The following is a 20,174-nucleotide window of genomic DNA, read 5'->3' on the forward strand; positions in this document are numbered from 1 at the left end:
AAAGGGAGGGCAAGGCAATGAGCGACAGGCGAACCATGAGCAAGCTCGCGGCCTGGCATGCCGGCGAGAAGGCGATCCAGCAGCGGGTCGGCGTCGCCGAGAAGATGGAGGCGGTCGGCCAGCGCGCGGTGCGCGATTACATGCCCGACCAGCATCGCGATTTCTTTGCGCAGATTCCTTTCATCGTGGTCGGCAGCGTGGACCGGAGCGGCGACGCGTGGGCCTCCTTGCTGGCCGGCCGGCCCGGCTTCATCGCCTCGCCGACATCGCGCAGCCTCGAGATCGCTGCACGGCCTGATCCAAGCGATCCCGTCAGTGAAGGCATGCGCGAGAGCGATGCCGTCGCGTTGCTGGGCATCGAGCTGCACACGCGGCGGCGCAACCGCGCCAACGGGCTGCTCCGTGCATCGTCCGGCCAGGCGCTGAGCTTCGAACTCGATCAGAGCTTCGGCAACTGCCCGCAATACATCCAGCTCCGCGATTTCGCTTTCGTGCGCGAGCCGGATCAGCCGTTCACCGGCGAAATCGAGACGAACACGGCGCTCGATCAGGCCGCGCGCGACATGATCCAGGCGGCAGATACGTTCTTCGTGGCGTCCTATGCCGAGCGCGAGGACCGTCGCCAGGTCGACGTCTCGCATCGCGGCGGCAGAGCAGGCTTCGTTCGCGTCGCCGCCGACGGCACGCTCACCATTCCGGATTTCGCCGGAAACCTGTTCTTCAACACGCTCGGCAACATCCTCGTCAACGGCAAGGCTGGACTGGCCTTCGTCGATTTCGAAACCGGCGACATGCTGCAACTGACCGGCGATGCCGAAGTGATCCTGGATTCGCCCGAGATCGCGGCGTTCCAGGGTGCCGAACGGCTGTGGAGTTTTCGGGCCCGCCGTGTGGTGCGCAGGCGCGGCGCGTTGCCGCTGCGCTGGGCGTTCCGCGCCGAAGGCTGGTCGCCGAATGCATTGATGACCGGCGACTGGGCGCAGGCCGCAGATCGCATCCGCGCAGCCGAGCTTGCGACGCAGTGGCGTCCCTTCAAGGTCGCCAGAATCGTCGACGAGAGCCGCTCGATCCGCTCGTTTCATCTGCAGCCGGACGACGGCGCGGGGCGGCTGCCGCACCGGGCGGGACAGCATTTGCCGATCCGCATCGCGCTCCCCAACGCCGACAAGCCGACCATCCGCACCTATACATTGTCGGTCGCGCCGTCGGACGGCATGTACCGCATCAGCGTGAAGCGTGACGGCGTTGTGTCGCAGCATCTGCACGACGCCATCCGTGTCGGCGACATCATCGAGGCGCGCGCGCCGGCCGGTGGTTTCACGATCGATGCGCGCGAGAAGCGGCCGGCGGTGCTGCTCGCCGGCGGCGTCGGCATCACGCCGCTGCTCGCGATGCTGCGCCACGTGGTCTATGAGGGGCTGCGCACCCGCGGCATCCGGCCGATCTTCCTGTTCCAGGCCGCGCATGCCAAGGCGGAACGTGCGTTCGGCGACGAATTGCAGCAACTGGCTGCGGCCGCCGGCGGCGCGGTCCGGATCATCCGCGTGCTCAGCGACGTCGATGGCGCCGAACAAGGCACGGATTACGACGCCGCGGGGCGGATCGACATGGCGCTGCTGTCGCGTGTCCTGCCGTTCAACGACTACGATTTCTATCTGTGCGGGCCGCCGCAGTTCACCCAATCGCTCTATGAAGCCCTGCGCGACTACAACATTGCCGATCGCCGGATTCACGCCGAGGCATTCGGGCCATCCTCGCTGGCCAGGACGCCGGACGTGGCCGCGCCGGTGTCGCCGCGCCGGCCGGCCGCGACCGCGCCGGTCCCGGTCGCCTTCACCGCATCGCTGAAGGAAGCGCGCTGGACGCCGGAATCCGGAACGCTGCTCGAACTGGCGGAAGCACGCGGCCTCAGTCCTGCCTTCAGTTGCCGGGAAGGCAATTGCGGAACATGCCGGACGAAACTGCTGGCGGGTGCCGTGACCTATCAGAAGCAGCCGACCGCCGCGGTGGCCGATGACGAGGTGCTGATCTGCTGCGCCGTGCCGGCGAAGCCGGAAGCGGAAGGCGAGGAGCGGATCCAGCTCGATCTCTGACCGGCCGGGCGCTTCAAATCGCCTCACGATTCAGGCGAGCAGGCCCAGCACCTGGTCGATCACGGCCTTCACCTGCTTCGAATCCGGCGTCTGGTGCGCGAGCGCCATCAGTCCGGCATGCACCACCATGACCGTGTGCGCGGTGACGTCGGGATCGAAGCCCTTCTTGAACTGGGCGCGGTCGGCGCGCAGCCGCGTGCGCAACAGCTCCTCGAGCCGCCGGTTGTAGCGCTCGATGCTCTTGCGGAGCGCGGCCTGATCGAGCGAGCCGTCGGTCGCCGAATTGATCGACAGGCAGCCGCGCTGCCCCTTCTCGCCCGAGCAATACGGGATGAAGCCGGTCAGCCACTGCCTGATCGCCTCCCGGGCCGGCCCCGGCTGCGCCAGCACGCGCTCGGCCCAGCCGAGGATGCCGTCGTGATAGCGGTCCAGCACCCGCAGGAACAGCGCGTGCTTGTCGCCGAACGCTGCATAAAGGCTCGGCTTCGCGATCCCGCTCGCCGCCGTGATCTCGTCGAGCGAGGTCGCCTGAAACCCCTTCTGCCAGAATACCTGGCGGGCGATCTCCAGGACGTCGTCCGGATCGAAACTGCGCGGCCTTGCCATGGTGCTGTTTTATGTACTCCCGCGTCCGATGTGAAGCCTTCACCTTACCGTGAAGGCAAATCCAGTCATTGACGTTGCCCATATTCTGTACTTACAAGTATAGAATAAAATCGGGAGATAGTGCCATGAAGGCGGTTCAGGTGGTTGCGTTCGGACGTCCGGCGGAAGCGGTGAGACTCAACGAGGTGCCCGATGTCGGCAGCCCCGGGCCGAACGAGGTGGTGGTCGCGGTCGAGGCCGCGCCGATCAACAACTCGGACTTCATGATCATCGCAGGGCGCTACGGTTACCTGCCGACGCCGCCGGCGACACTCGGGATCGAGGGTGTCGGGCGCGTCATCGCTGCGGGCGCGCAGGTCAAGAACCTCAGGGAAGGTGACCGCACGCTGATCCCGTTCACGATCCCGACCTGGACCGAACGGCTCAAGTTCACGCCGTCCTGGCAGCGTCCGTTGCCCGAAGCTGCCGACATCCAGCAGCTATCGATGATCGCGGTCAATCCGGCGACCGCCTATCTGCTGCTGACCGATTTCGTCAAAATCCCGCGCGGCGGCTGGGTGATTCAAAACGGCGCCAATTCGGCGACGGCGCGCGCGGTGATCGCCATCGCCAGGTCGCTTGGGCTCAAGACGGTCAACATCGTCCGCCGCGAGGAAGTCGTGGATGAAGTCAAGGCGGTCGGCGGCGATATCGTGCTGGTCGACGGGCCGGATCTTGCCAAACGCGTCGCCAAGGAGACCGGCAAGGCGCCGATCCAGTTGGCGCTCGACGTCGTCGGCGGCGCGTCGGCCTTGAACCTGATGAACTGCCTGGCGCCGAAGGGTGTGCTCGTCATCTACAGCGCGATGAGCGGACAGCCGTTCTCCGGCTCGGCCTTGAGCGTGATCTTCAACGAGGTGTCCGTGCGCGGTTTCTGGCTCGCCCACTGGGGCAAGACTGCGACCGACGAGGCGCTGGCCACGATGTACGACCATCTCGTGCCGATGGTTGCCTCAGGGGCGATCAGCGCCCCGGTGGTCGGGAGCTATGGCCTCGAGGGATTTGCGGAAGCCATTGCGAAGGCGGCGGCATTCAAGGGCAAGGTGATCTTCACGCCGAACAAGGCCTGAACAAGCTCACGCGTGCTTGCCCGCCCGCTGCGGCAGCGCGAAGACCAGGGCCGCGATCGCAACGAAGATCGCGGTGCCGACGAGATAACCGAGATTCATCGACATCGTGACCGCATCGCCGCCGGTTTGGCCGAGCGTCGTGGCGAGAATCTTGATGATCCAGAAGCCCAGCGTGACGGCGGGAACCTTGCCCGTGCGCTCCGCGGTGGTGTTGTCGAGCAGCATATCCATGGGGTGGTCACTCCAAGATTCGTCACTTCGAGATACACCGCCGGCGGTCGATGCCGCCGGCGGGTGGTCAAATGATGGACGACGGGATCAGGCCTTCATCTGGTCCATGATCGAGAGCAACTCGGCGAGCGCCTTCCTGCATTTGGCGGCGTCCGGATTGGTCTCACGCACCGCCTCGAGCGCGCGATCGATCGCCTTGTCGACCGTGTGCCAGTCCGCGGCCGCGCGCGGCTTCAAGCCGGCTTCCGCTTCGTCCCATTTGGTTTCGAGATCCTTGATCCGCGTCTTGGCGCCGGCGAGGTCTCCCTTGTCGACAAGTGCTGCGACATCGGCGGCGATGCTGCGGAACGGCGTCAGGTCGCCGAGTTTGGAGGCGGCGGCTTGCGCGCGTGGCAGCAGGGTCAGGCCTCCGCTCGCATGCGGAAATGGTGAAGTCACCACGAGAGCGTGGATTGCGGCAAGTGCGAGGATCGTTCTGTTCATTGTGGTTCTCCTGTTAGGGTTGCTTCGGCGGACGACCTCTTGGACGGGCGGCGAACTCATGCGCGGGGTGATGCTTCGGGGGTTCGCTCGCTGCCGTCTGCGAACGAGAGCCAGCCGACCAGCGCGGCGATCACCGCGAGGAAGGCGAGGCTGGTGTAGATCGTGCCGAAGCCGAGGCCGCCATAGTCGCGGGATTGCGACAGCATGTCGCCGAACGAGGCGCCGAGCGGCCGGGTCAGGATGTAGGCGATCCAGAACGCCAGCACCTCGTTGGCGCCGAGCGCGTAGGCAGCAGTGACGCCTGCGATCAGCGCCATGAACACCACGACGCCGACGTTGAAGCCGAGGCCCAGCGCTTCGGTGGCAAGGTCGCCCGCGGCGGTCCCGAGCGCGAAGGTGAACAGGATCGCCGCCCAGTAGAACAATTCGCGCCGCGTGGTCACGATGCTGTGGATCGACAATGTCCGCTCGACCGCGAACCAGATCGCAAAGGTCGCCGCCAGCGCGGTCGCGAACAGCGCCGTGCTGACGTAGAGGCTGATCTCGAGCTTGTCGGTCAGCGCATCGGTGATCTGCGTGCCGACGATGCTGACGAGCACGACCGTCAGCCAGTAGACCCATGGCACGTATCGGCCCATCCGCAGCTGGACAGCCAGCACGGCCGCAAGCAGGGCCGCCATGATCAGGCCGGTCACGCTTGTGCCAAGGCCGACATGGACGGCGAGATAATCGGCGCCGGTCTCGCCGACCGTGGTCGACATGATCTTGATCAGCCAGAACACGAGGGTGACTTCGGGGACCTTGTTCAGCATGCTGCGGCCGATGCGTCGGGTAACCTGCACGGTGGTGAACTCCGCTGTGGGATCGCCGGCGGTTCCGCCGGATTCGACACGGAGCGTGCCCTACGAGACTTAGCTCCGGCTTAGCCGGGCCGCGTGGCCGCCACGCAGGCGCCGAAAGCCCTAAGTTCCGGCTAAGTCGAAGCTGATATGATCGCGCTTGTGTCGCGGGTTGCGCGATACGAAGCAGTTTCGCCGGGTGGAGCTCCGGCACGGATCGGGATGGACGGACGGGCGATGCGGGTGCTCTTGGTCGAGGACGACAGGATGATCGGCGCCGCCGTCGTCGAGGCGGTGCGGGATGCCGCCTATGCCGTCGACTGGGTGCGCGATGGCGATCTCGCCGTCGAAGCCAGCCGCAGCGAGACCTACGATATCGCACTGCTCGACCTCGGACTGCCGTTGACCGACGGCCTCGACGTCCTCAAGGCGATCCGTGCGGCCTCGATGCGCCTGCCCGTCATCATTCTCACCGCGCGCGACGCGCTTGACGATCGCATCCGGGGACTCGATCTCGGCGCCGACGACTACCTGGTCAAGCCGTTTGAGATCGCGGAATTGCTGGCGCGCATGCGTGCGGTGTTGCGGCGCGAGGGCAGCGGATCGGCGCCGGTGCTGACCAATGGCGAGCTGCAACTGGACCCGGCAACGCGGGAGGCCGCCTTCGGTGGAGAAAAAGCCGTGCTCAGCGCCCGCGAGTTTGCCCTGCTTCAGGCGCTCTTGAACCGGCCGGGAACGATCCTGTCCCGTGCCGAGCTCGAACGCCAGATCTATGGCTGGAGCGAGGAGGTCGAGAGCAACGCAGTCGAGTTCCTGATCCACGCGGTGCGCAGAAAGCTCGGCGCGTCAGCGATCAGGAACGTGCGCGGCGTCGGATGGATGGTGGATCGTTCGAGATGATGGGATCGCTGCGCGGGCGCCTGTTCGTTGGACTCACGGCGATCATTCTGCTGACGGGCGCCGTCGGCGGAATCCTGGCGTACCGATGGGCCTACAGCGAAGCGATCGAGATGCAGGACTCCGTCCTGATCCAGATCGGCAGCTTCGCGCTGAGCGCTCCGCTCCGGCAAAGCCGCCCGGTCACCGGTGTCGATGCGGAAGCCGAGGTCGCCGTCGTCGAGTTGGGCGAGGCGCCGCGCGGCGCCACTGACGATCGCCGGCTGTGGGGCCTGACGGATGGGCTGCACAATGACGTCTATCACGGACAGCCGGTCCGCGCGCTGCTTCGGACGCGGTCGGACGGCAGCCGCTTTGCGGTGACGCAGCAGACCGAGATCCGCACCGAGATCGCAGGAGACATGGCGGTGCGCACGCTGTTGCCGATCGCCGCGCTGGTGCCGTGCCTGCTGCTGATGACCGCATTGGTGATCGCCCGATCGTTCCGCCCGATGTTGCGCCTCGCCGGCGATCTCGACGCCGGCAGGGTGGACGACATCGGCGCGCTGCCCGCAACCGGCACGCCAAGCGAGCTCCGGCCGTTCCTTGGCTCGATCAACGGATTACTCGGGCGGACGCGCGTCATGATGGATCAGCAACGGCGCTTCATCGCCGACGCGGCCCATGAACTTCGAACGCCGGTCACCGCGCTCAGCCTGCAGGCGGAAAACCTTGCCTCGCTCGACATGCCCGCGGAGACGCGCGAGCGGCTCGATGCGTTGAAGAGCGGCATGCGGCGCACCAGGCATCTCCTCGAGCAACTCTTGGCGCTGGCGCGTCAAGACGCTGCGCCATCTGCCGTAAGCGCCGCGGTGGAATTGGACAAGATCGCAAAGGGTGTCGTCGCCGATCTGCTGCCGGAGGCGGCGGCTCGCAACATCGATCTCGGTTTCACGACCGTCGAGGCGGTCGCCGTGAACGGTGATCCGATGTCCCTGACCTCGGCGGTCCGGAACCTGGTCGAGAACGCGATCAAGTTCACGCCCAATGGCGGCGCCGTCGATCTCAGCGTCCATCGCGAGGACGCCATGGCGGTCATCCAGATCGAGGACACCGGGCCGGGGATTCCGCCGCAGGATCTGGCGCAGATAGGCGAGCCGTTCTTTCGCGGCGGCCAGCCGAGCGGCGAGGGGGCCGGGCTCGGGCTCTCGATCGTGAAGCGGATTGTGGATCGTGCCACGGGTTCGATCCTGTTCGAGAATGTGACCGGCGCCGGACGCTCGGGCCTGCGCGTGACCGTCAAGCTGCCGGTGGCCGATCCGTAAGGCCAGGCGGCCGCTCTGAGGCTATGTCCCCGCAGTAGGGCGGGCTCGGCGCATGCTCAGGGAACGCGACCGGGCTGCTTCCTTCAAGCATTGGGATCGTTCGCATTGGGATAGAATAGCTGCTGGCCGTTGATCTTGTAGCCGGCGATCGCGCTCTGTCCTTCCGGCGAAATCAGAAAGTCGATGAAGCGCTGGCCGGCTTCCTTCTTCACCGTGGGATGCTTGGCCGGATTTACCAGCATCACGCCGTACTGATTGAACAGCCGCTTGTCGCTTTCGACCAGAACTGTCACGTCGCCGCGATTCTGGAACGCCAGCCACGTGCCGCGGTCGGACAGCAAATAGGCGCTCGACGCCGAGGCCATGCTCAGCGCCGCACCCATGCCCTGGCCGATTTCCTTGTACCAGGAGCCGCGGTCGTTCGCGATGTCGATGCCGGCTTCTTTCCAAAGCCTCAGCTCGGCAATATGGGTGCCGGAATGATCGCCACGGGAGACGAACGGCGCGGCTCTGGTCTTGATGGTTTGCAGCGCGGCGAGGACACCCTGGCCCTTGATGCCTGCCGGATCGTCCTTCGGACCGACGACGACAAAGTCGTTGTACATCACGGGATAACGTTTCACGCCGTACCCCTCCGCAAGGAACTTCTCCTCAGCCGATCGGGCATGCACGAACACGACGTCGGCATCGCCGCGGCGCGCGGTGTCGAGCGCCTGACCGGTGCCTTGTGCCAGCACCTTCACCTCGAGGCCCGTCTTCTGCTTGACGATCGGGAGCAGGTAGCTGAACAGCCCGGAATCCTGGGTGGACGTCGTCGACGCCACGACAATGGTCTGATCTTCCGCCCAAGTTGGATGCGTGACGGTCTGCCCGCCAAGCACGGCAAGCGCGATGATTGCGAGGATACGGAGTGAGCCGAGGCAGTGCTTCATGCGGGCGATCTCCCTTGAACGACGATATTGTTTGGGGCTTCAGCGACCGGCCAAGATGCGTCCAATCAGGAAGCTCAATGCGCTCACGGTCATCGACAGGATGACGAGGATGATGCCAAGCGCCAGCGCAAGGCTTAGCTCTCCCTTGCTCGTCTCCAATGCGATGGCTGTGGTCATGGTGCGGGTATGCCCGCGCACGTTGCCGCCGACGATGATGATCGCGCCGACCTCTGCGATCGCCCGGCCGAAAGCCGCGAGAAACGCGGTCAATAGCCCGTCGCGTCCGATAGCCATGAGCGTCCAGGTGGCACGCAAGCGCGAGGCGCCGTCGACGAGAAGGGCATCGCCGTAACGAGCCCAGACACCCACCATCGTCCGGTGCACCAGCGCAATGACGATCGGAATGCCGAGAATGGCCTGCGCGATCACCATGGCGGTCGGCGTAAACAGAATCCCCAGCGCCCCCAACGGCCCCGATCGGGACAGCAGCAGGTACACGGCAAGTCCCACCACCACCGGCGGCAACCCCAACAGCGCATTGACGACGACGATCAACGCAACCCTGCCCCGGATCCGGTAGATGGCCAGCGCTGTGCCCATCGGCGCCCCGATCGCGAAGGCAACGAGGCTCGCCGTCAGGCTGACGCCAAGCGACAGGCCGACGATCTGGCGTAGCTCCGGATCAAAGTGGCCGATCAGGCCGGCAGCCAGTTCCAGCGCTTGGGTGAAATCATTCATGGTCTCTTACTAAGCCAGACCTCAGCAAATAAGCAAAATCATCGAGGTCTTGAGACCCGCCCCGCTTACCGCTACCAGTGCGATCCGGAAGCAATGCCAAGCGCATTGGAGATAAGGACGGTTCTCATGGCAAGCACGACGGCGGAGCTCGAAGCGCTCCTGATGCAGCGGTCGCTGACCGATCCGCAGCTTTTGGCGACGGCGGAGGCGGCGTCGGACTTCCGGATCCTGCCCGATGCCACCGTCATCAAGATCGGCGGGCAGAGCGTGATCGACCGCGGCCGTGCCGCCGTCTACCCGCTGGTCGACGAGATCGTCGCCGCGCGCAAGGCGCACAAGCTGCTGATCGGAACCGGCGCCGGCACCCGCGCCCGGCATCTCTATTCGATCGCGGCCGGGCTGCGGCTGCCGGCTGGCGTGCTGTCGCAGCTCGGCGCCTCGGTCGCCGACCAGAACGCGGTGATGCTGGGCCAATTGCTCGCCAAGCACGGCATCTCCGCGGTCAGCGGCGCCGGCCTGTCGGCCGTGCCGCTGTATCTCGCCGAGGTCAACGCCGTGATCTTCAGCGGCATGCCGCCCTATGGCCTGTGGATGCGGCCTGCGCCCGAGGGAATGATCCCGCCCTACCGCACCGACGCCGGTTGCTTCCTCGTCGCCGAACAGTTCGGTTGCAAGGCGATGATCTATGTGAAGGACGAGAACGGCCTCTACACCGCGAACCCCAAGACCTCGAAGGGCGCGACCTTCATTCCGAAGATCTCGGTCGCGGAGATGAAGGCCAAGGGCCTGCAGGATTCGATCCTCGAATTCCCGGTGCTCGACCTGCTCGCCAGTGCACGCCATGTCCGCCAGGTGCAGATCGTCAATGGCCTCGTCCCCGGCAATCTCACCCGCGCGCTCGCGGGCGAACATATCGGCACCATCATCACCGCGAACTGAGCAGAGACACGACCATGGATGACACCATCAAGCACGTCGCTTCGCCGCTCGCGCGCCAGACCCTGCTCGACGGCGATCTCACCCGTCCCGTCGCCGGCGGACGTTCGATTCCGCTGCTGCCGTGGCTGCAGGTGATCAAGATCGGCGGCCGCTCCATCATGGATCGCGGCCATGAGGCGATCCTGCCGATCGTCGGTGAGCTGCGCGCACTGCTGCCCGAGCACCGCATGCTGATCCTGACCGGCGCCGGCATCCGCGCCCGCCATCTCTACAGCGTCGGCCTCGACCTCGGACTGCCGGTCGGCTCGCTCCAGCCGCTCGCGGCGAGCGAGGCCGGGCAGAACGGCCATATCCTCGGCTGCTTGCTCGCGCCGGACGGCGTGTCCTATATCGAGCATCCGACCATCGCGAGCCAGCTTGCGATCCACCTCTCCGCGTCGCGCGCGGTGGTCGGCAGCGCGTTCCCGCCCTATCACCATCACGAGTTTCCGAACTCGCGCATCCCGTTGCACCGCGCCGACACCGGCGCGTTCCTGCTCGCTGATGCGCTCGGCGCCGCCGGGCTGACGATCGTCGAGGATGTCGACGGCGTCTACACCGACGATCCCAATGGTCCCGAGGGCAAGAAGGCCGAGCTGCTGCGTGAGACGAGCTTCGCCGATCTCGCCAGGCTGAAGGGCACGCTGCCGTTCGATCCCGCGCTGCTCGAGGTGATGGCCAATGCCAGGCACATCGAGCGCGTGCAGGTCATCAATGGTCTGGTTCCCGGCCGGCTCACCGCGGCGCTGCGCGGCCAGCATATCGGCTCAATCATCCGCACCGGCGCGCGGCCGGCGTAACACGAGCCGCAGACTCTGCTTCACCTCTCCCTGTAAGAATGGGGCGAGGGAGTCGAATGCCGCCAGAGCGATTACTTGATCGTGGCGTGCACGGTGATGACGGAGGTGCCGGAGGCCTTCGGCCCTTGACCCGTCGCCTTGATGGCAAAGCTGTCATTGCCCTTGTACTTGGCTTTCGCCCGGTACTCGAAGGTCGTCGCGTTGATCTTCTTCAATTTGCCATAGGCCGGCTTCTGCGAGATCGACGAATCCGTCACCGTGCCGCGGATCCCGATCGGGATCTGGCAGCTTTCGCCTGAGGCGATATCGATATCGCCGGTCGAGTTTTCGCCCCAATCCGCCAATGTCGCCGACATCGAGCATTCCGGTATGAGCTGCGCGGCGGAGGCCGGCGTGACTCTTGATACTGCAAGGATGAGCGCCACTGCGGCGACCACGATACACGGTTTCATGCAAGGCCCACTGCTGAAGGTTTTCGGCGCTTGAATCCTGCAACGCGGGAGCAGGGCAGGCAAGGGCTTCGCCGCACCCGAGCGGCATGTGTTGAAATGCTTCGAGGCTTGTTGTGTCGCAAGACGCTACCGCTGGCTCGCTTGAGGTTTCGACCTTGCGCCGGCCAGCGCCGGGGGGACCGCCAGGAGCAGGCAAACCGATTCCACCAGCAGCTCATGTGCGCGGTCGACGATGTCGTCCAGCGAACTCGTCTTGGCGAACATCGCCTGGGCTTCCGCCAGCAACCGCTCTCGCGTCGGGACGCTGGGCAGATGCAGGTCGGCACGGTGCTGCAACAGAGCAAGCGCCTCCCGCACCGACAATCCGGTTTCGTGCACCGACGTTCTGATGGCCTGCGCGATGTATTCGGGATTGAAGCGGCTGGCGAGCTGTTCGGCCGTTCGCTTGACCACGCGCGATCCCAGGCGCTGCTCGTTGCGGAGCACCTGCGCGGGCGGCGCCTTCAGCTCCCGGACGATGCCGAGCCAGGACAACGCCACCAGGACATAATAGGTCGCATCGATCTCCCACCACCGGAAGCCTTGCCGCGCACTGCTCTGGTAGGCGTGATGATTGTTGTGCCAGCCCTCGCCCATCGTGAACAGGGCCAGCAGCCAATTGTTGCGGGAGTCGTCGCCCGTCACATAGCGCTTGCGTCCGTGAGCATGCGCAAGCGAGTTGATGCAAAACGTCGCGTGATACACCAGCACCGTGCTCCAGAAGAAACCGACCACCAGTCCCGGCCATCCGGCAATCAGGAAGCACAGGGCTGCGACCACGATCGCCGGCAAGACCTCCAGCCTGTGCAGCCACATCAACTCCGGATAGACGGCAAAATCCGAAACTTTCGTCAGATCCGTTGCATCATGCTGTCGATAGAAGATCCAGCCGACATGACTGTACACGAAGCCCTTATGCCGGGGTGAATGCACATCGTGCTCGGTATCCGAATGAAGATGGTGATGCCGATGTTTCGCGGCCCACCAAAGCACGCTTTTCTGGGCGCTGCTTTGGGCAAGGAATGCCAGGATGAATTGAAACGTCCGGCTCGTCGCGTAAGCCCGATGCGAGAAGTAGCGATGATAGCCGGCGGTGATCGCAAACATGCGCAGCCAGTACAGCGCGACGCAAATTGCGATCGCCTGCCATGAGACGCCGGTCCAGATCGCCGCCAGACACCCCGCGTGGACCAACACAAACGGCAGGACCTGCGGGTACATGATGTCGTCGTGCTGGTCTGGATCGATATTGGTGGACACGCGCGTGACCTCAGTTGCTTCGATGCGCGGGCCGCCGGGCAGGGCGGCCTTTGCGCGCTGTAATAGGTAGAACCCCACAGCCGGTAGACAAGTCGCGGGGTCGCGAAACCAGAGGCTCTGCTAGTCTATCGGTCGTCAAAGCAGCATGGCGCCGATTGCCGCAGCTCATGCCGCGCGCAGATTTTCCGCTGGATGGGGACACCGGCGCTACTCCTTCTTCGCCGTCAGTCCGTCGACCATCGCGCGCGTCAGTGTCGCGATCTCGCTGCGCAGCTGGTCGATCGGCACGGCGATCAATTTGTGCTCCAGCCCGAGCGCGACCATGCCGTGCACGGCGGAGAACAGGCTGCGTGCGGTGACGCCGAGCTGCGCCGGCGAGCGCTGCGGAAACAGTGCTGCGAGCGGCTTGTAGATGTGGCGGAACAATTCCATCTGCTCGGTGATCGCCCATTCCGGCACCGGCTTGCCGGGCTGCATGCGATGCTCGAACAGCGCTCGCCACAGTTCGAGATTGTCGGCGGCGAAGTCGCAATAGGCGACCGCGATCCGCACCAGCATCTCGCGCGGCGCCGCCGCTCCGCCGATCTCCGCCAGCGACAATGAGGCATCCAGCCGGGCCAGCGTGCGTGAGCCGACGCGCAGGATCAGCTCGTCGACATCCTCGACCAGATTGTAGACGCCGCCATTGGCGACACCGATTTCCTGGGCCAGTTCGCGGGTTTTCAGGCCGCCGAGGCCCTTTGCCGCAATTGCCCGTTCCGCCGCCTCGATCAGCGCTTCGCGTAGTTTTGCTCGTCGTTCCAATGCCTTGGACATGTTTCACCCGTCGTTAACCGCAACCTTGAGCGTCGCTCAAATAATACTTGAGCAATGCTCATTATATGGTACAAGAGATTCATGAGCGATGCTCATAACAGGGAGCGACCAAATGTTCAAAACCGTTTTGACAATTTTCCGCGGCAGCGTGGCGGCAGCGGAAGAGGAACTGCAAGACCGGACCGCGCTGGTCGTCCTCGACCAGCAGATGCGTGATGCCGCCGCCGCCGTCGACCGCTCGAAGCGGACGCTGGCCCTCGCGATCGCCGGCGACGCGCAGGAGGGCCGCCGGCTCGACGCCACCAACACCCGGATCGCCGATCTCGAGGTGCGCGCATCGGCGGCGCTCGAGGGCGGCCGGGAAGACCTCGCGCGCGAAGCCGCGCAGGCGATCGCCAACCTCGAAGCCGAACGCGATGCCGCGATGACCGCGCGCACGCTGTTCGCCACCGAGATCACCCGGCTGAAGCGCCACGTCGCCAATGCCGAGGCGCGCATTGCCGAGCTTGATCGCGGCCGGCGCCTCGCCCGCGCGTCCGAGGCGGTGCGTTCGCTGCGCCGGAGCGGCATCGAGGCGGCGCGGCCCTACGAATCAACGCTGCCGGAAGCGGAAGCGACGCTGAAGCGGCTGCGCGAGCGGCAGATCGAGATCCAGGCGGCCGACGACGCGCTGTTCGAGATCGATACCGCCTCGGGACCGGTCGTCGTCGCCGAGAAGCTCGCGGAGCAGGGTTTTGGCCCACGCATGAAATCGACGGCCGACGACGTGCTGGCGCGGCTCAAGGCCAAGCGCCCGCCCGCCGCCTGAACCTCTCGCCTGCAACTGAACCAACATCAAACCTCGCAAGATCAAGGAGACCACCATGAACCAGACGATCCAACCCCACAGCAGCGGCTGGGTGACCTTCACCTACGCATCCTTCGCGGCTTCCGCCTTCCTCGTCGCCGTCGGCGTGTTCTTCCTGCCGATCGACCTCTGGATGAAGGGCTATCTCACGATGGGCATCGTGATGCTGGTGCAGACCTGCGTCACGCTGACCAAGACGATCCGCGACAATTACGAGAGCGGCAAGTTCGTCAACCGCATCGAGGATGCCAAGGCCGAGCGCCTGCTGATGGAAGTCTCCAAGGCGGCGTGAGCTGGAGGCATGCGAAGCGGCGGGTGTCTTGCACCCGCCGCTTTCGTTGTTCGGACCAACTTGTTCCGTTTCCGGAAGGCCTTGTTTACCCTGCGGCGAGCAGCGTCAGGTTGCGCTCATGGCTCCTTAACAGGGGCGAGTGCAGAGATCGCGCCCGAGGGACAGAGAGAAATGGCGTCCACCGACAATCCTACGCCGGCTTCGCGCGGCAGCTCGGGCTTTGCCAAGGTGCGCGCGGCCTTCGACGGCCTGCGCAACCATGCCGGCTTCTGGCTGAAGGCACTGTCGCAGCCGACCATCGATCTCACCTTGCGCACCCAGGCCGGCCAGCGCACCCGGATCGTCGAATCCCCCGGCCTGTCGCTGCCCAAGGACGAACTCGACGCGCTGGTCGGGCAGCTGCGCATCGTCGCCGCCAAGACGCTGCCCGAGGAGAGCCTGACCTACGGCATCTTCTCCGGCGAGCCCGAGCGGCTGTCGCGCGCTGTCGTCACTTTGATCTCCGAGGAAGACACCGGCCGGCCGATCGCCTTCAATGCGCTGTCGGTGATGGACGTGCCGCTCGACGGCGAGCCCGTTGAAGTGACCCATCTCGGCCTCGTCATGGTCGATCCCGATGTGCGCGGGCAGGGGCTGTCCTGGGTGCTTTATGGCCTGACCGCGCTGGTGCTGTTCGCCCGCGACGGCTTGCGGCCGAAATGGATCTCCAACGTCACCCAGGTGCCGGCGGTGGTCGGCATGGTCAGCGACACCTTCTCGGATGTATTCCCGTCGCCGCTGCCGGGCGCCCGGCAGAGCTTTGCGCATCTGCAGCTCGCGCGGGGCATCATGGCCCGGCATCGCGCGGTGTTCGGTGTCGGCGAGGAGGCCGGCTTCGACGAGGCGCGCTCGGTCATCACCAATGCCTATACCGGCGGCTCGGATGCGCTGAAGAAAACCTTCGAGATCGCACCGAAGCATCGCAATGCCGTCTACAACGAGTTCTGTGAGCGCGAGCTGGATTACGGCCGCGGCGATGACGTGCTGCAGCTCGGCCGCGTCGATCTGGCCGGCGCGCGCCGTTACATCATGAGCGAGGTGCCCTCGGGCTCGCTGCCGGCATTGCTCGCGGCGTCCGCGATGCTGGCGCTGCAACGGCTGGTGTTGCCGGTGGTGTACTGGCTGGACGACAGCCGCGCCTTCGGCACGCTGCGGCCGCGCCGGCAGGACAGCGGGGCGGTGCGATGAACTTCGACTATTACTCCTTCACCGGCCGCAACATCGGCTTCATCGACGAGCACGAGCAGCAGCTGTTGCGCCAGGCGCGGGTGTTCGTCTGCGGCGTCGGCGGCATGGGCGGCGCGGCCTTCATGGCGCTGGCGCGCGCCGGCGTCGGCCGGTTCGTGATCGCCGACATCGACCGCTTCGAGGTCTCCAACCTCAACCGCCAGGTGTTCGCCTTCGCCGACGAGGTCGGCCGCGAAAAGGCGGCGGTTGCCGCGGAAGCCGCCAAACGCATCAACCCGACCATCGAGATCGAGGTGCTCGGCGAGAACTGGACCAGCGAGCTCGCCGGGATCGCCGAACGCTGCCCGGTCATCGTCAACGGCATGGACGACATCGCCGCCGGCGTGCATCTGTACCGGACCGCCAAGCACGCCGAGGCAACCGTGATCGACGCCTATATGTCGCCGCTGCCGTCGGTGATCGTGGTGCGCCCGCGCGATCCGCGGCCCGAGCAGCGCCTCGGCTTTCCCACGCTCGGCAAGGACTGGACTGACATCACCGACGACGACCGCCGCGCCGCGATGCGTGCCGAGATCGAGCACGTGATGCTGCATTCCTCGTCGCGCAACTATGTCGACCTCGCGATCGCCGGCGAGGTCGCGGCCGGCCGCCGCAGCCGGATGTCGTTCGCGCCGATGGTGATCTCGACCGGCATGCTGATGGCCTATGAGGCTGTCGCGCTGATCCTCGGCCGCAGCTCCGGCACCGATTGCCGCGGCTGGTTCCTCAATCCGCACCGGCCGGCGATCGAGAAGCCGCGCAACGCGCTGGTCGCGGCCCTGATGCGTCCGCTGGTGCGGCGCGCGATCGTTCAATTGACGGGCGTCGCATGACCTCCGGGGTGATCGCCGATTCCATCGTCAATCTCTGCGGCGCCATCGGCGTCGCGGTGGCGATGATGACGTTCTATCGGCGCGATCCGAGGAGCCCGCTGACCCGCCGCCTGCTGCTCGCGCTCGGCGTGATCGCGACCCTGTTCCTCGACCGTGGTCTTGCGTGGTGGAGCGGAAGCTTCGTGCTCGATCGCCTCTCGGTGATCCCGGCCGCGCTGATCCCGCTCGGCGCGCTGATCGTCACCGAGGGCATCCTGCGGCGGCACGCGCCGCGCCCGGTCAAGATCGCGGCGCTCGCCGGCGGCATCCTGCTCGGGCTCGGCGGCACGTTCGGGCTGCAGCGCTTCGTGATGCCCTATGCGATCACGCTGGCGCTGTTCCAGCTCGCAGGCTTCGCCACCTGTGCACTGCTGCTGGCGACGCGCGACCGCGCCGCGCTGATGGCCTCCGAGAACCGCAGCATCGGCCGCATGGCGGTCGGCGCGCTGGTGGTGATCCCGTTCATCCTCACCGATTTCCGCACGCTGTTTCCGGACATCCCGGTGCGGCTCGGCGCGCTGGGGGCACTGCTCACGGTCACCGTGATGCTGATTGCTGGCGGCGGCGCCGAGACGCGCCGGCATGGCCTTGCCATGATGGCGCTGCGGCTGATCTCTTCGGGCCTGCTCGGTCTCGCTGCCAGCTTCATGGCGCCTGATGTCGATGCCGCCCAGATGGTCCGGTTCGTCGCGGTCGCGATCGCCGGCGTCCTGACCATCGGCCTGATGACGGACGCGCTGCGGGCACTGTTCGAATCCCAGGAGCCGGGCGTGCTCAACTCGGTCGCGGCGTCGCCGGCGCAGACCCGCGAGCAGCTGATCGCTGAGCTCGCGCGGCATCCGATCTTCGAAAGCGCGCGGCGCTTCCGTGAAGACGAGCTCGGGCCCTACGATCCGCCGCTGCTGCGCGACTTCCTGTCGGCGCGGCGCGTGCTGCGCTCGTCCGAAGCGCCGTGGGGATTGGTGTCGACCGACCCGGCCGCCGAGCGCATCGTGTCGCTGATCTCGGCCAACAACGCCTCCCACGTCATCGTGCTCGGGCATGATCCGCTCGACCTGATCGTGCTCGCCGTGCCGGTGACCGCGGCCGATCCCGCCACCGAAACCGCGCTGGCGCTGGTGCGGCGGCTGCTGGCGCTGACCCCGGAGGCCAAATGACAACAGAGATCCGCGAGGGCGACCGCAAAGCGGCCTTCGACGCCGCGCTCAATGCCTATGGGCCCGACAGTCTCTACGTGCCGCCGCTGTGGAGCGATTTCGACCGGATGTTCGATGCCGCGAAAAACCCGTTCGTCACCGAGGGCCATGGCCGCTATGCGCTTTTTTCAGCGCATCGCGACGGAAAACCGGTCGGCCGCATCGCCGCCTCGATCCACGACGCCTCAAACCGCAAGCACGGCACCCGTCACGGCGCGTTCGGCTTCTTCGACTGCATCGACGACGTCGAAGTGGCCGATGCGCTGCTGCGCGCGGCCGAGCAATGGCTGTCGGCGCGCGGCATGAGCCGGATTGCCGGCAATTTCAATCTGACGGCGATGCAGCAGATCGGCGTCGTGACCGACGGCTTCGACCATGCGCCGTTCACCGACATGATGTGGTCGCCGCCGCATATCGCGCAGCACCTCGAACGCGCCGGTTACTCCGCGACCTTCCCGATGACGACGTTCGAGATCGCACTCGATGGCGGCAAGCCGGAGCAGCTGCTCGGCGACAAGCAGCGTGCGGTGCTGGCCGATCCGGATTTCGTCTGGCAGCCGATCAAGCGTTCCGCCTTCAAGGTGCGGCTGGAGGATGCGCGGCTGATCCTCAATGACGGCTTTGCCGACAACCCGATGTTCGTGCCGCCGACCGCGGCGGAATATCTGTTCCAGGCCGGCGACATGATGTGGATCATCGACAAGCGGATTTCGACCGTGGTCTATCACCGCGGCCGTCCCGCCGGCGCGATCATTGCGATCCCCGACCTCAATCCGCTGATCAAGGCGATCGGCGGCCGCATCGGGCTGACCGCGCCGTTCAAATTCGTGCAGCATCGCATGATGAACACCCGCGCGGTGCTGATCTATCAGTCGGTCTGTCGTGACCTGCACAATCGCGGCCTCAATGGCGCGATGCTCTACCGCACCGCGCTGGCGTTGCAGCAGGCCGGCTACCGCACGCTCGGCGGCACCTGGATCGCGGACATCAATGCTCCGTCGCTGCGCCAGGTCGAGAAGGCCGGCGCCCGGCCGCTGCACCGGCTGCACCTGTTCACCAAGCGGCTGGCTGCGGCATGAGCGAACTGACGCCCGATCTGCTGCGTGAGCTGGTCGCGGAGGCGCGGCTGGCGCCGAGCGTCCACAATATCCAGCCGACGCGCTGGCGCTTGCTCGGCGACGGACGGCTGGCGCTGGTCGACGACACCGGCGTCCGCGCGCCGGTCGCCGACCCCGCGGGACACGATGTGCTGGTCTCGCACGGCGCGGCACTGGAGGGCATGAGCCTCGCCCTCAACCGCCGCGGCCTTGCGATCACGGCCATGACCACCATCGAGCAGCCGCTGTCGCCGCAATATGCCCTGCTCTGCAGTTTTGCGATCAGGCAAGGTGTCGCGCCCGATCCATTGGCCGGCCATGTGGCGCACCGGATGTCGTGGCGCGGCAAATTCACGAAGTCGGCGGATGATCCTGCGCCGCTGGTGCAGCTTGCCGTCGCGCGTGACGATTCGATCTGCATCTGCCATCGCCAGACAATCACGGAGATCGCCGGTTGGGCCGACCAGGCCGAATTCTCCTTTATCCACGGCGACGACTACCGGGCCGAGCTGCTCGGGTGGATGCGGCTGTCGCCCGGTCATCCGCACTATCAGCTCGACGGACTCAATCGCGACGTGCTCGCCATGAACGCGGTCGAGGCCACGGCTGCCCGCTTCGTGCTCGGCAGCCTGTTCAGGCCGCTCGATCGTCTCGGCCTCGCCGCATCGTTGCTTGCCGACCGCGCCAAGACCGCCTCGGCATCGGCGATCGTCCTGTTCTGTCGTCCGGTCGGTGAGGATCCACTCACGACGGGGCGGCATTTCTATCGCAGCTGGCTGGAGATTGACCGCGCCGGGCTCGCGGCATGCCCGATTTCGGCGCTGGCAGATCATCCCGACTTCAACGAGCGGCTGCGCAAGCTCGGCAAGGTCGGTGCCGACCTGCGCCTCGTCAACGTATTCCGCGTCGGCCGGCCGGAAAAACTGCTGAATCCGCGGCATTACCGGATGCCGGTGGATCGCTTGATCGTCTGATCGGTACCCCCTGTCAAAGCTTCACGCGGCCGTGCTAAGAGGCGGCCCGCAAA

Annotated in this window: 21 protein-coding genes and 1 pseudogene; 13 read left to right on the forward strand and 9 right to left on the reverse strand. The window is 65.9% G+C overall.

Annotated elements, in window-relative coordinates; genetic code table 11:
- The first annotated feature begins 17 nt into the window (after positions 1-17).
- The gene (locus JQ507_04075; protein ID QRI70718.1) at positions 18-2,093 is read left to right on the forward strand and encodes a pyridoxamine 5'-phosphate oxidase family protein; all 2,076 of its coding nucleotides are present in this window, start codon (positions 18-20) and stop codon (positions 2,091-2,093) included.
- A 30-nt stretch (positions 2,094-2,123) separates the two neighbouring features.
- On the opposite strand, the gene JQ507_04080 is transcribed toward JQ507_04075, so the two are convergent.
- A complete protein-coding gene (locus JQ507_04080; GenBank protein ID QRI70719.1) occupies positions 2,124-2,699 on the reverse strand; it encodes a TetR/AcrR family transcriptional regulator in 576 nt (191 codons plus the stop codon).
- Between the two features lie 125 nt (positions 2,700-2,824).
- Here JQ507_04080 and JQ507_04085 point away from each other — a divergent pair, with 125 nt between their 5' ends.
- Positions 2,825-3,808, forward strand: coding sequence for a 2-enoyl thioester reductase domain-containing protein (locus JQ507_04085; GenBank protein QRI70720.1), 984 nt, complete (start codon positions 2,825-2,827; stop codon positions 3,806-3,808).
- 36 nt (positions 3,809-3,844) lie between these two features.
- On the opposite strand, the pseudogene JQ507_04090 reads toward JQ507_04085, so the two are convergent.
- The 3 genes and pseudogenes from JQ507_04090 to JQ507_04100 all read right to left on the reverse strand — a co-directional run bounded on the left by JQ507_04090 (position 3,845) and on the right by JQ507_04100 (position 5,334).
- A pseudogene (locus tag JQ507_04090) lies at positions 3,845-4,033 on the reverse strand (hypothetical protein).
- Positions 4,034-4,126: 93 nt separating this feature from the next.
- Positions 4,127-4,522, reverse strand: coding sequence for a hypothetical protein (locus tag JQ507_04095; protein ID QRI70721.1), 396 nt, complete (start codon positions 4,520-4,522; stop codon positions 4,127-4,129).
- A gap of 56 nt (positions 4,523-4,578) precedes the next feature.
- Positions 4,579-5,334, reverse strand: coding sequence for a hypothetical protein (locus JQ507_04100; protein ID QRI73169.1), 756 nt, complete (start codon positions 5,332-5,334; stop codon positions 4,579-4,581).
- Between the two features lie 264 nt (positions 5,335-5,598).
- Here JQ507_04100 and JQ507_04105 point away from each other — a divergent pair, with 264 nt between their 5' ends.
- Positions 5,599-6,261: a response regulator transcription factor gene (locus tag JQ507_04105; GenBank protein ID QRI70722.1), complete on the forward strand. Its 663-nt coding sequence runs from the start codon at positions 5,599-5,601 to the stop codon at positions 6,259-6,261.
- Entirely contained in the window at positions 6,258-7,562 is a 1,305-nt protein-coding gene (locus JQ507_04110) for a two-component sensor histidine kinase (protein ID QRI70723.1), read from the forward strand. Before JQ507_04105 ends, JQ507_04110 begins: the two co-directional genes overlap by 4 nt.
- A gap of 83 nt (positions 7,563-7,645) precedes the next feature.
- On the opposite strand, the gene JQ507_04115 is transcribed toward JQ507_04110, so the two are convergent.
- The gene (locus tag JQ507_04115) at positions 7,646-8,494 is read right to left on the reverse strand and encodes an extracellular solute-binding protein (protein QRI70724.1); all 849 of its coding nucleotides are present in this window, start codon (positions 8,492-8,494) and stop codon (positions 7,646-7,648) included.
- Positions 8,495-8,533: 39 nt separating this feature from the next.
- Positions 8,534-9,232 (reverse strand): ABC transporter permease, encoded by a 699-nt coding sequence (locus tag JQ507_04120; GenBank protein ID QRI70725.1) that lies wholly within the window; start codon positions 9,230-9,232, stop codon positions 8,534-8,536.
- Positions 9,233-9,358: 126 nt separating this feature from the next.
- Here JQ507_04120 and JQ507_04125 point away from each other — a divergent pair, with 126 nt between their 5' ends.
- On the forward strand, positions 9,359-10,171 hold the full coding sequence (locus JQ507_04125; GenBank protein QRI70726.1) for a uridine kinase: 813 nt from the start codon (positions 9,359-9,361) through the stop codon (positions 10,169-10,171).
- A gap of 14 nt (positions 10,172-10,185) precedes the next feature.
- Positions 10,186-11,010 (forward strand): molybdenum storage protein subunit alpha, encoded by an 825-nt coding sequence (locus tag JQ507_04130; protein QRI70727.1) that lies wholly within the window; start codon positions 10,186-10,188, stop codon positions 11,008-11,010.
- Between the two features lie 71 nt (positions 11,011-11,081).
- Here JQ507_04130 and JQ507_04135 read toward each other — a convergent pair whose 3' ends face one another.
- The 3 genes from JQ507_04135 to JQ507_04145 all read right to left on the reverse strand — a co-directional run bounded on the left by JQ507_04135 (position 11,082) and on the right by JQ507_04145 (position 13,577).
- Positions 11,082-11,366 carry a hypothetical protein gene (locus JQ507_04135; protein ID QRI70728.1) on the reverse strand — a complete coding sequence of 95 codons (285 nt, stop codon included), beginning with the start codon at positions 11,364-11,366 and terminating at the stop codon, positions 11,082-11,084.
- 222 nt (positions 11,367-11,588) lie between these two features.
- Positions 11,589-12,722, reverse strand: a complete 1,134-nt coding sequence (locus tag JQ507_04140) for an acyl-CoA desaturase (protein ID QRI73170.1) — start codon at positions 12,720-12,722, stop codon at positions 11,589-11,591.
- Positions 12,723-12,968: 246 nt separating this feature from the next.
- Complete coding sequence (locus tag JQ507_04145; protein ID QRI70729.1) at positions 12,969-13,577, reverse strand: TetR/AcrR family transcriptional regulator; 609 nt, start codon at positions 13,575-13,577, stop codon at positions 12,969-12,971.
- Positions 13,578-13,689: 112 nt separating this feature from the next.
- Between JQ507_04145 and JQ507_04150 the strand changes: the two genes are divergently transcribed.
- The 7 genes from JQ507_04150 to JQ507_04180 all read left to right on the forward strand — a co-directional run bounded on the left by JQ507_04150 (position 13,690) and on the right by JQ507_04180 (position 20,121).
- Positions 13,690-14,385 carry a PspA/IM30 family protein gene (locus tag JQ507_04150; GenBank protein ID QRI70730.1) on the forward strand — a complete coding sequence of 232 codons (696 nt, stop codon included), beginning with the start codon at positions 13,690-13,692 and terminating at the stop codon, positions 14,383-14,385.
- Between the two features lie 55 nt (positions 14,386-14,440).
- Positions 14,441-14,716 (forward strand): hypothetical protein, encoded by a 276-nt coding sequence (locus tag JQ507_04155; protein QRI70731.1) that lies wholly within the window; start codon positions 14,441-14,443, stop codon positions 14,714-14,716.
- A gap of 171 nt (positions 14,717-14,887) precedes the next feature.
- The gene (locus tag JQ507_04160; protein QRI70732.1) at positions 14,888-15,943 is read left to right on the forward strand and encodes a hypothetical protein; all 1,056 of its coding nucleotides are present in this window, start codon (positions 14,888-14,890) and stop codon (positions 15,941-15,943) included.
- The gene (locus JQ507_04165) at positions 15,940-16,815 is read left to right on the forward strand and encodes a ThiF family adenylyltransferase (protein ID QRI70733.1); all 876 of its coding nucleotides are present in this window, start codon (positions 15,940-15,942) and stop codon (positions 16,813-16,815) included. The genes JQ507_04160 and JQ507_04165 overlap by 4 nt, the downstream gene beginning before the upstream one ends.
- The gene (locus tag JQ507_04170; protein QRI70734.1) at positions 16,812-18,011 is read left to right on the forward strand and encodes a hypothetical protein; all 1,200 of its coding nucleotides are present in this window, start codon (positions 16,812-16,814) and stop codon (positions 18,009-18,011) included. Before JQ507_04165 ends, JQ507_04170 begins: the two co-directional genes overlap by 4 nt.
- Entirely contained in the window at positions 18,008-19,129 is a 1,122-nt protein-coding gene (locus JQ507_04175) for a GNAT family N-acetyltransferase (GenBank protein QRI70735.1), read from the forward strand. Before JQ507_04170 ends, JQ507_04175 begins: the two co-directional genes overlap by 4 nt.
- Positions 19,126-20,121, forward strand: coding sequence for a hypothetical protein (locus JQ507_04180; GenBank protein ID QRI70736.1), 996 nt, complete (start codon positions 19,126-19,128; stop codon positions 20,119-20,121). The genes JQ507_04175 and JQ507_04180 overlap by 4 nt, the downstream gene beginning before the upstream one ends.
- Positions 20,122-20,174: the final 53 nt, after the last annotated feature.

It is taken from the genome of Bradyrhizobium sp. PSBB068 (assembly GCA_016839165.1).
Taxonomy (GTDB): domain Bacteria; phylum Pseudomonadota; class Alphaproteobacteria; order Rhizobiales; family Xanthobacteraceae; genus Bradyrhizobium.

Bases quoted from the DNA above. Each gene is read 5' to 3' on its own strand.
- JQ507_04075 (QRI70718.1), top strand. From the start codon at position 18: ATGAGCGACAGGCGAACCATGAGCAAGCTCGCGGCCTGGCATGCCGGC.
- JQ507_04080 (QRI70719.1), bottom strand. From the start codon at position 2,699: ATGGCAAGGCCGCGCAGTTTCGATCCGGACGACGTCCTGGAGATCGCC.
- JQ507_04085 (QRI70720.1), top strand. From the start codon at position 2,825: ATGAAGGCGGTTCAGGTGGTTGCGTTCGGACGTCCGGCGGAAGCGGTG.
- JQ507_04095 (QRI70721.1), bottom strand. From the start codon at position 4,522: ATGAACAGAACGATCCTCGCACTTGCCGCAATCCACGCTCTCGTGGTG.
- JQ507_04100 (QRI73169.1), bottom strand. From the start codon at position 5,334: ATGCTGAACAAGGTCCCCGAAGTCACCCTCGTGTTCTGGCTGATCAAG.
- JQ507_04105 (QRI70722.1), top strand. From the start codon at position 5,599: ATGCGGGTGCTCTTGGTCGAGGACGACAGGATGATCGGCGCCGCCGTC.
- JQ507_04110 (QRI70723.1), top strand. From the start codon at position 6,258: ATGATGGGATCGCTGCGCGGGCGCCTGTTCGTTGGACTCACGGCGATC.
- JQ507_04115 (QRI70724.1), bottom strand. From the start codon at position 8,494: ATGAAGCACTGCCTCGGCTCACTCCGTATCCTCGCAATCATCGCGCTT.
- JQ507_04120 (QRI70725.1), bottom strand. From the start codon at position 9,232: ATGAATGATTTCACCCAAGCGCTGGAACTGGCTGCCGGCCTGATCGGC.
- JQ507_04125 (QRI70726.1), top strand. From the start codon at position 9,359: ATGGCAAGCACGACGGCGGAGCTCGAAGCGCTCCTGATGCAGCGGTCG.
- JQ507_04130 (QRI70727.1), top strand. From the start codon at position 10,186: ATGGATGACACCATCAAGCACGTCGCTTCGCCGCTCGCGCGCCAGACC.
- JQ507_04135 (QRI70728.1), bottom strand. From the start codon at position 11,366: ATGTCGGCGACATTGGCGGATTGGGGCGAAAACTCGACCGGCGATATC.
- JQ507_04140 (QRI73170.1), bottom strand. From the start codon at position 12,722: ATGTACCCGCAGGTCCTGCCGTTTGTGTTGGTCCACGCGGGGTGTCTG.
- JQ507_04145 (QRI70729.1), bottom strand. From the start codon at position 13,577: ATGTCCAAGGCATTGGAACGACGAGCAAAACTACGCGAAGCGCTGATC.
- JQ507_04150 (QRI70730.1), top strand. From the start codon at position 13,690: ATGTTCAAAACCGTTTTGACAATTTTCCGCGGCAGCGTGGCGGCAGCG.
- JQ507_04155 (QRI70731.1), top strand. From the start codon at position 14,441: ATGAACCAGACGATCCAACCCCACAGCAGCGGCTGGGTGACCTTCACC.
- JQ507_04160 (QRI70732.1), top strand. From the start codon at position 14,888: ATGGCGTCCACCGACAATCCTACGCCGGCTTCGCGCGGCAGCTCGGGC.
- JQ507_04165 (QRI70733.1), top strand. From the start codon at position 15,940: ATGAACTTCGACTATTACTCCTTCACCGGCCGCAACATCGGCTTCATC.
- JQ507_04170 (QRI70734.1), top strand. From the start codon at position 16,812: ATGACCTCCGGGGTGATCGCCGATTCCATCGTCAATCTCTGCGGCGCC.
- JQ507_04175 (QRI70735.1), top strand. From the start codon at position 18,008: ATGACAACAGAGATCCGCGAGGGCGACCGCAAAGCGGCCTTCGACGCC.
- JQ507_04180 (QRI70736.1), top strand. From the start codon at position 19,126: ATGAGCGAACTGACGCCCGATCTGCTGCGTGAGCTGGTCGCGGAGGCG.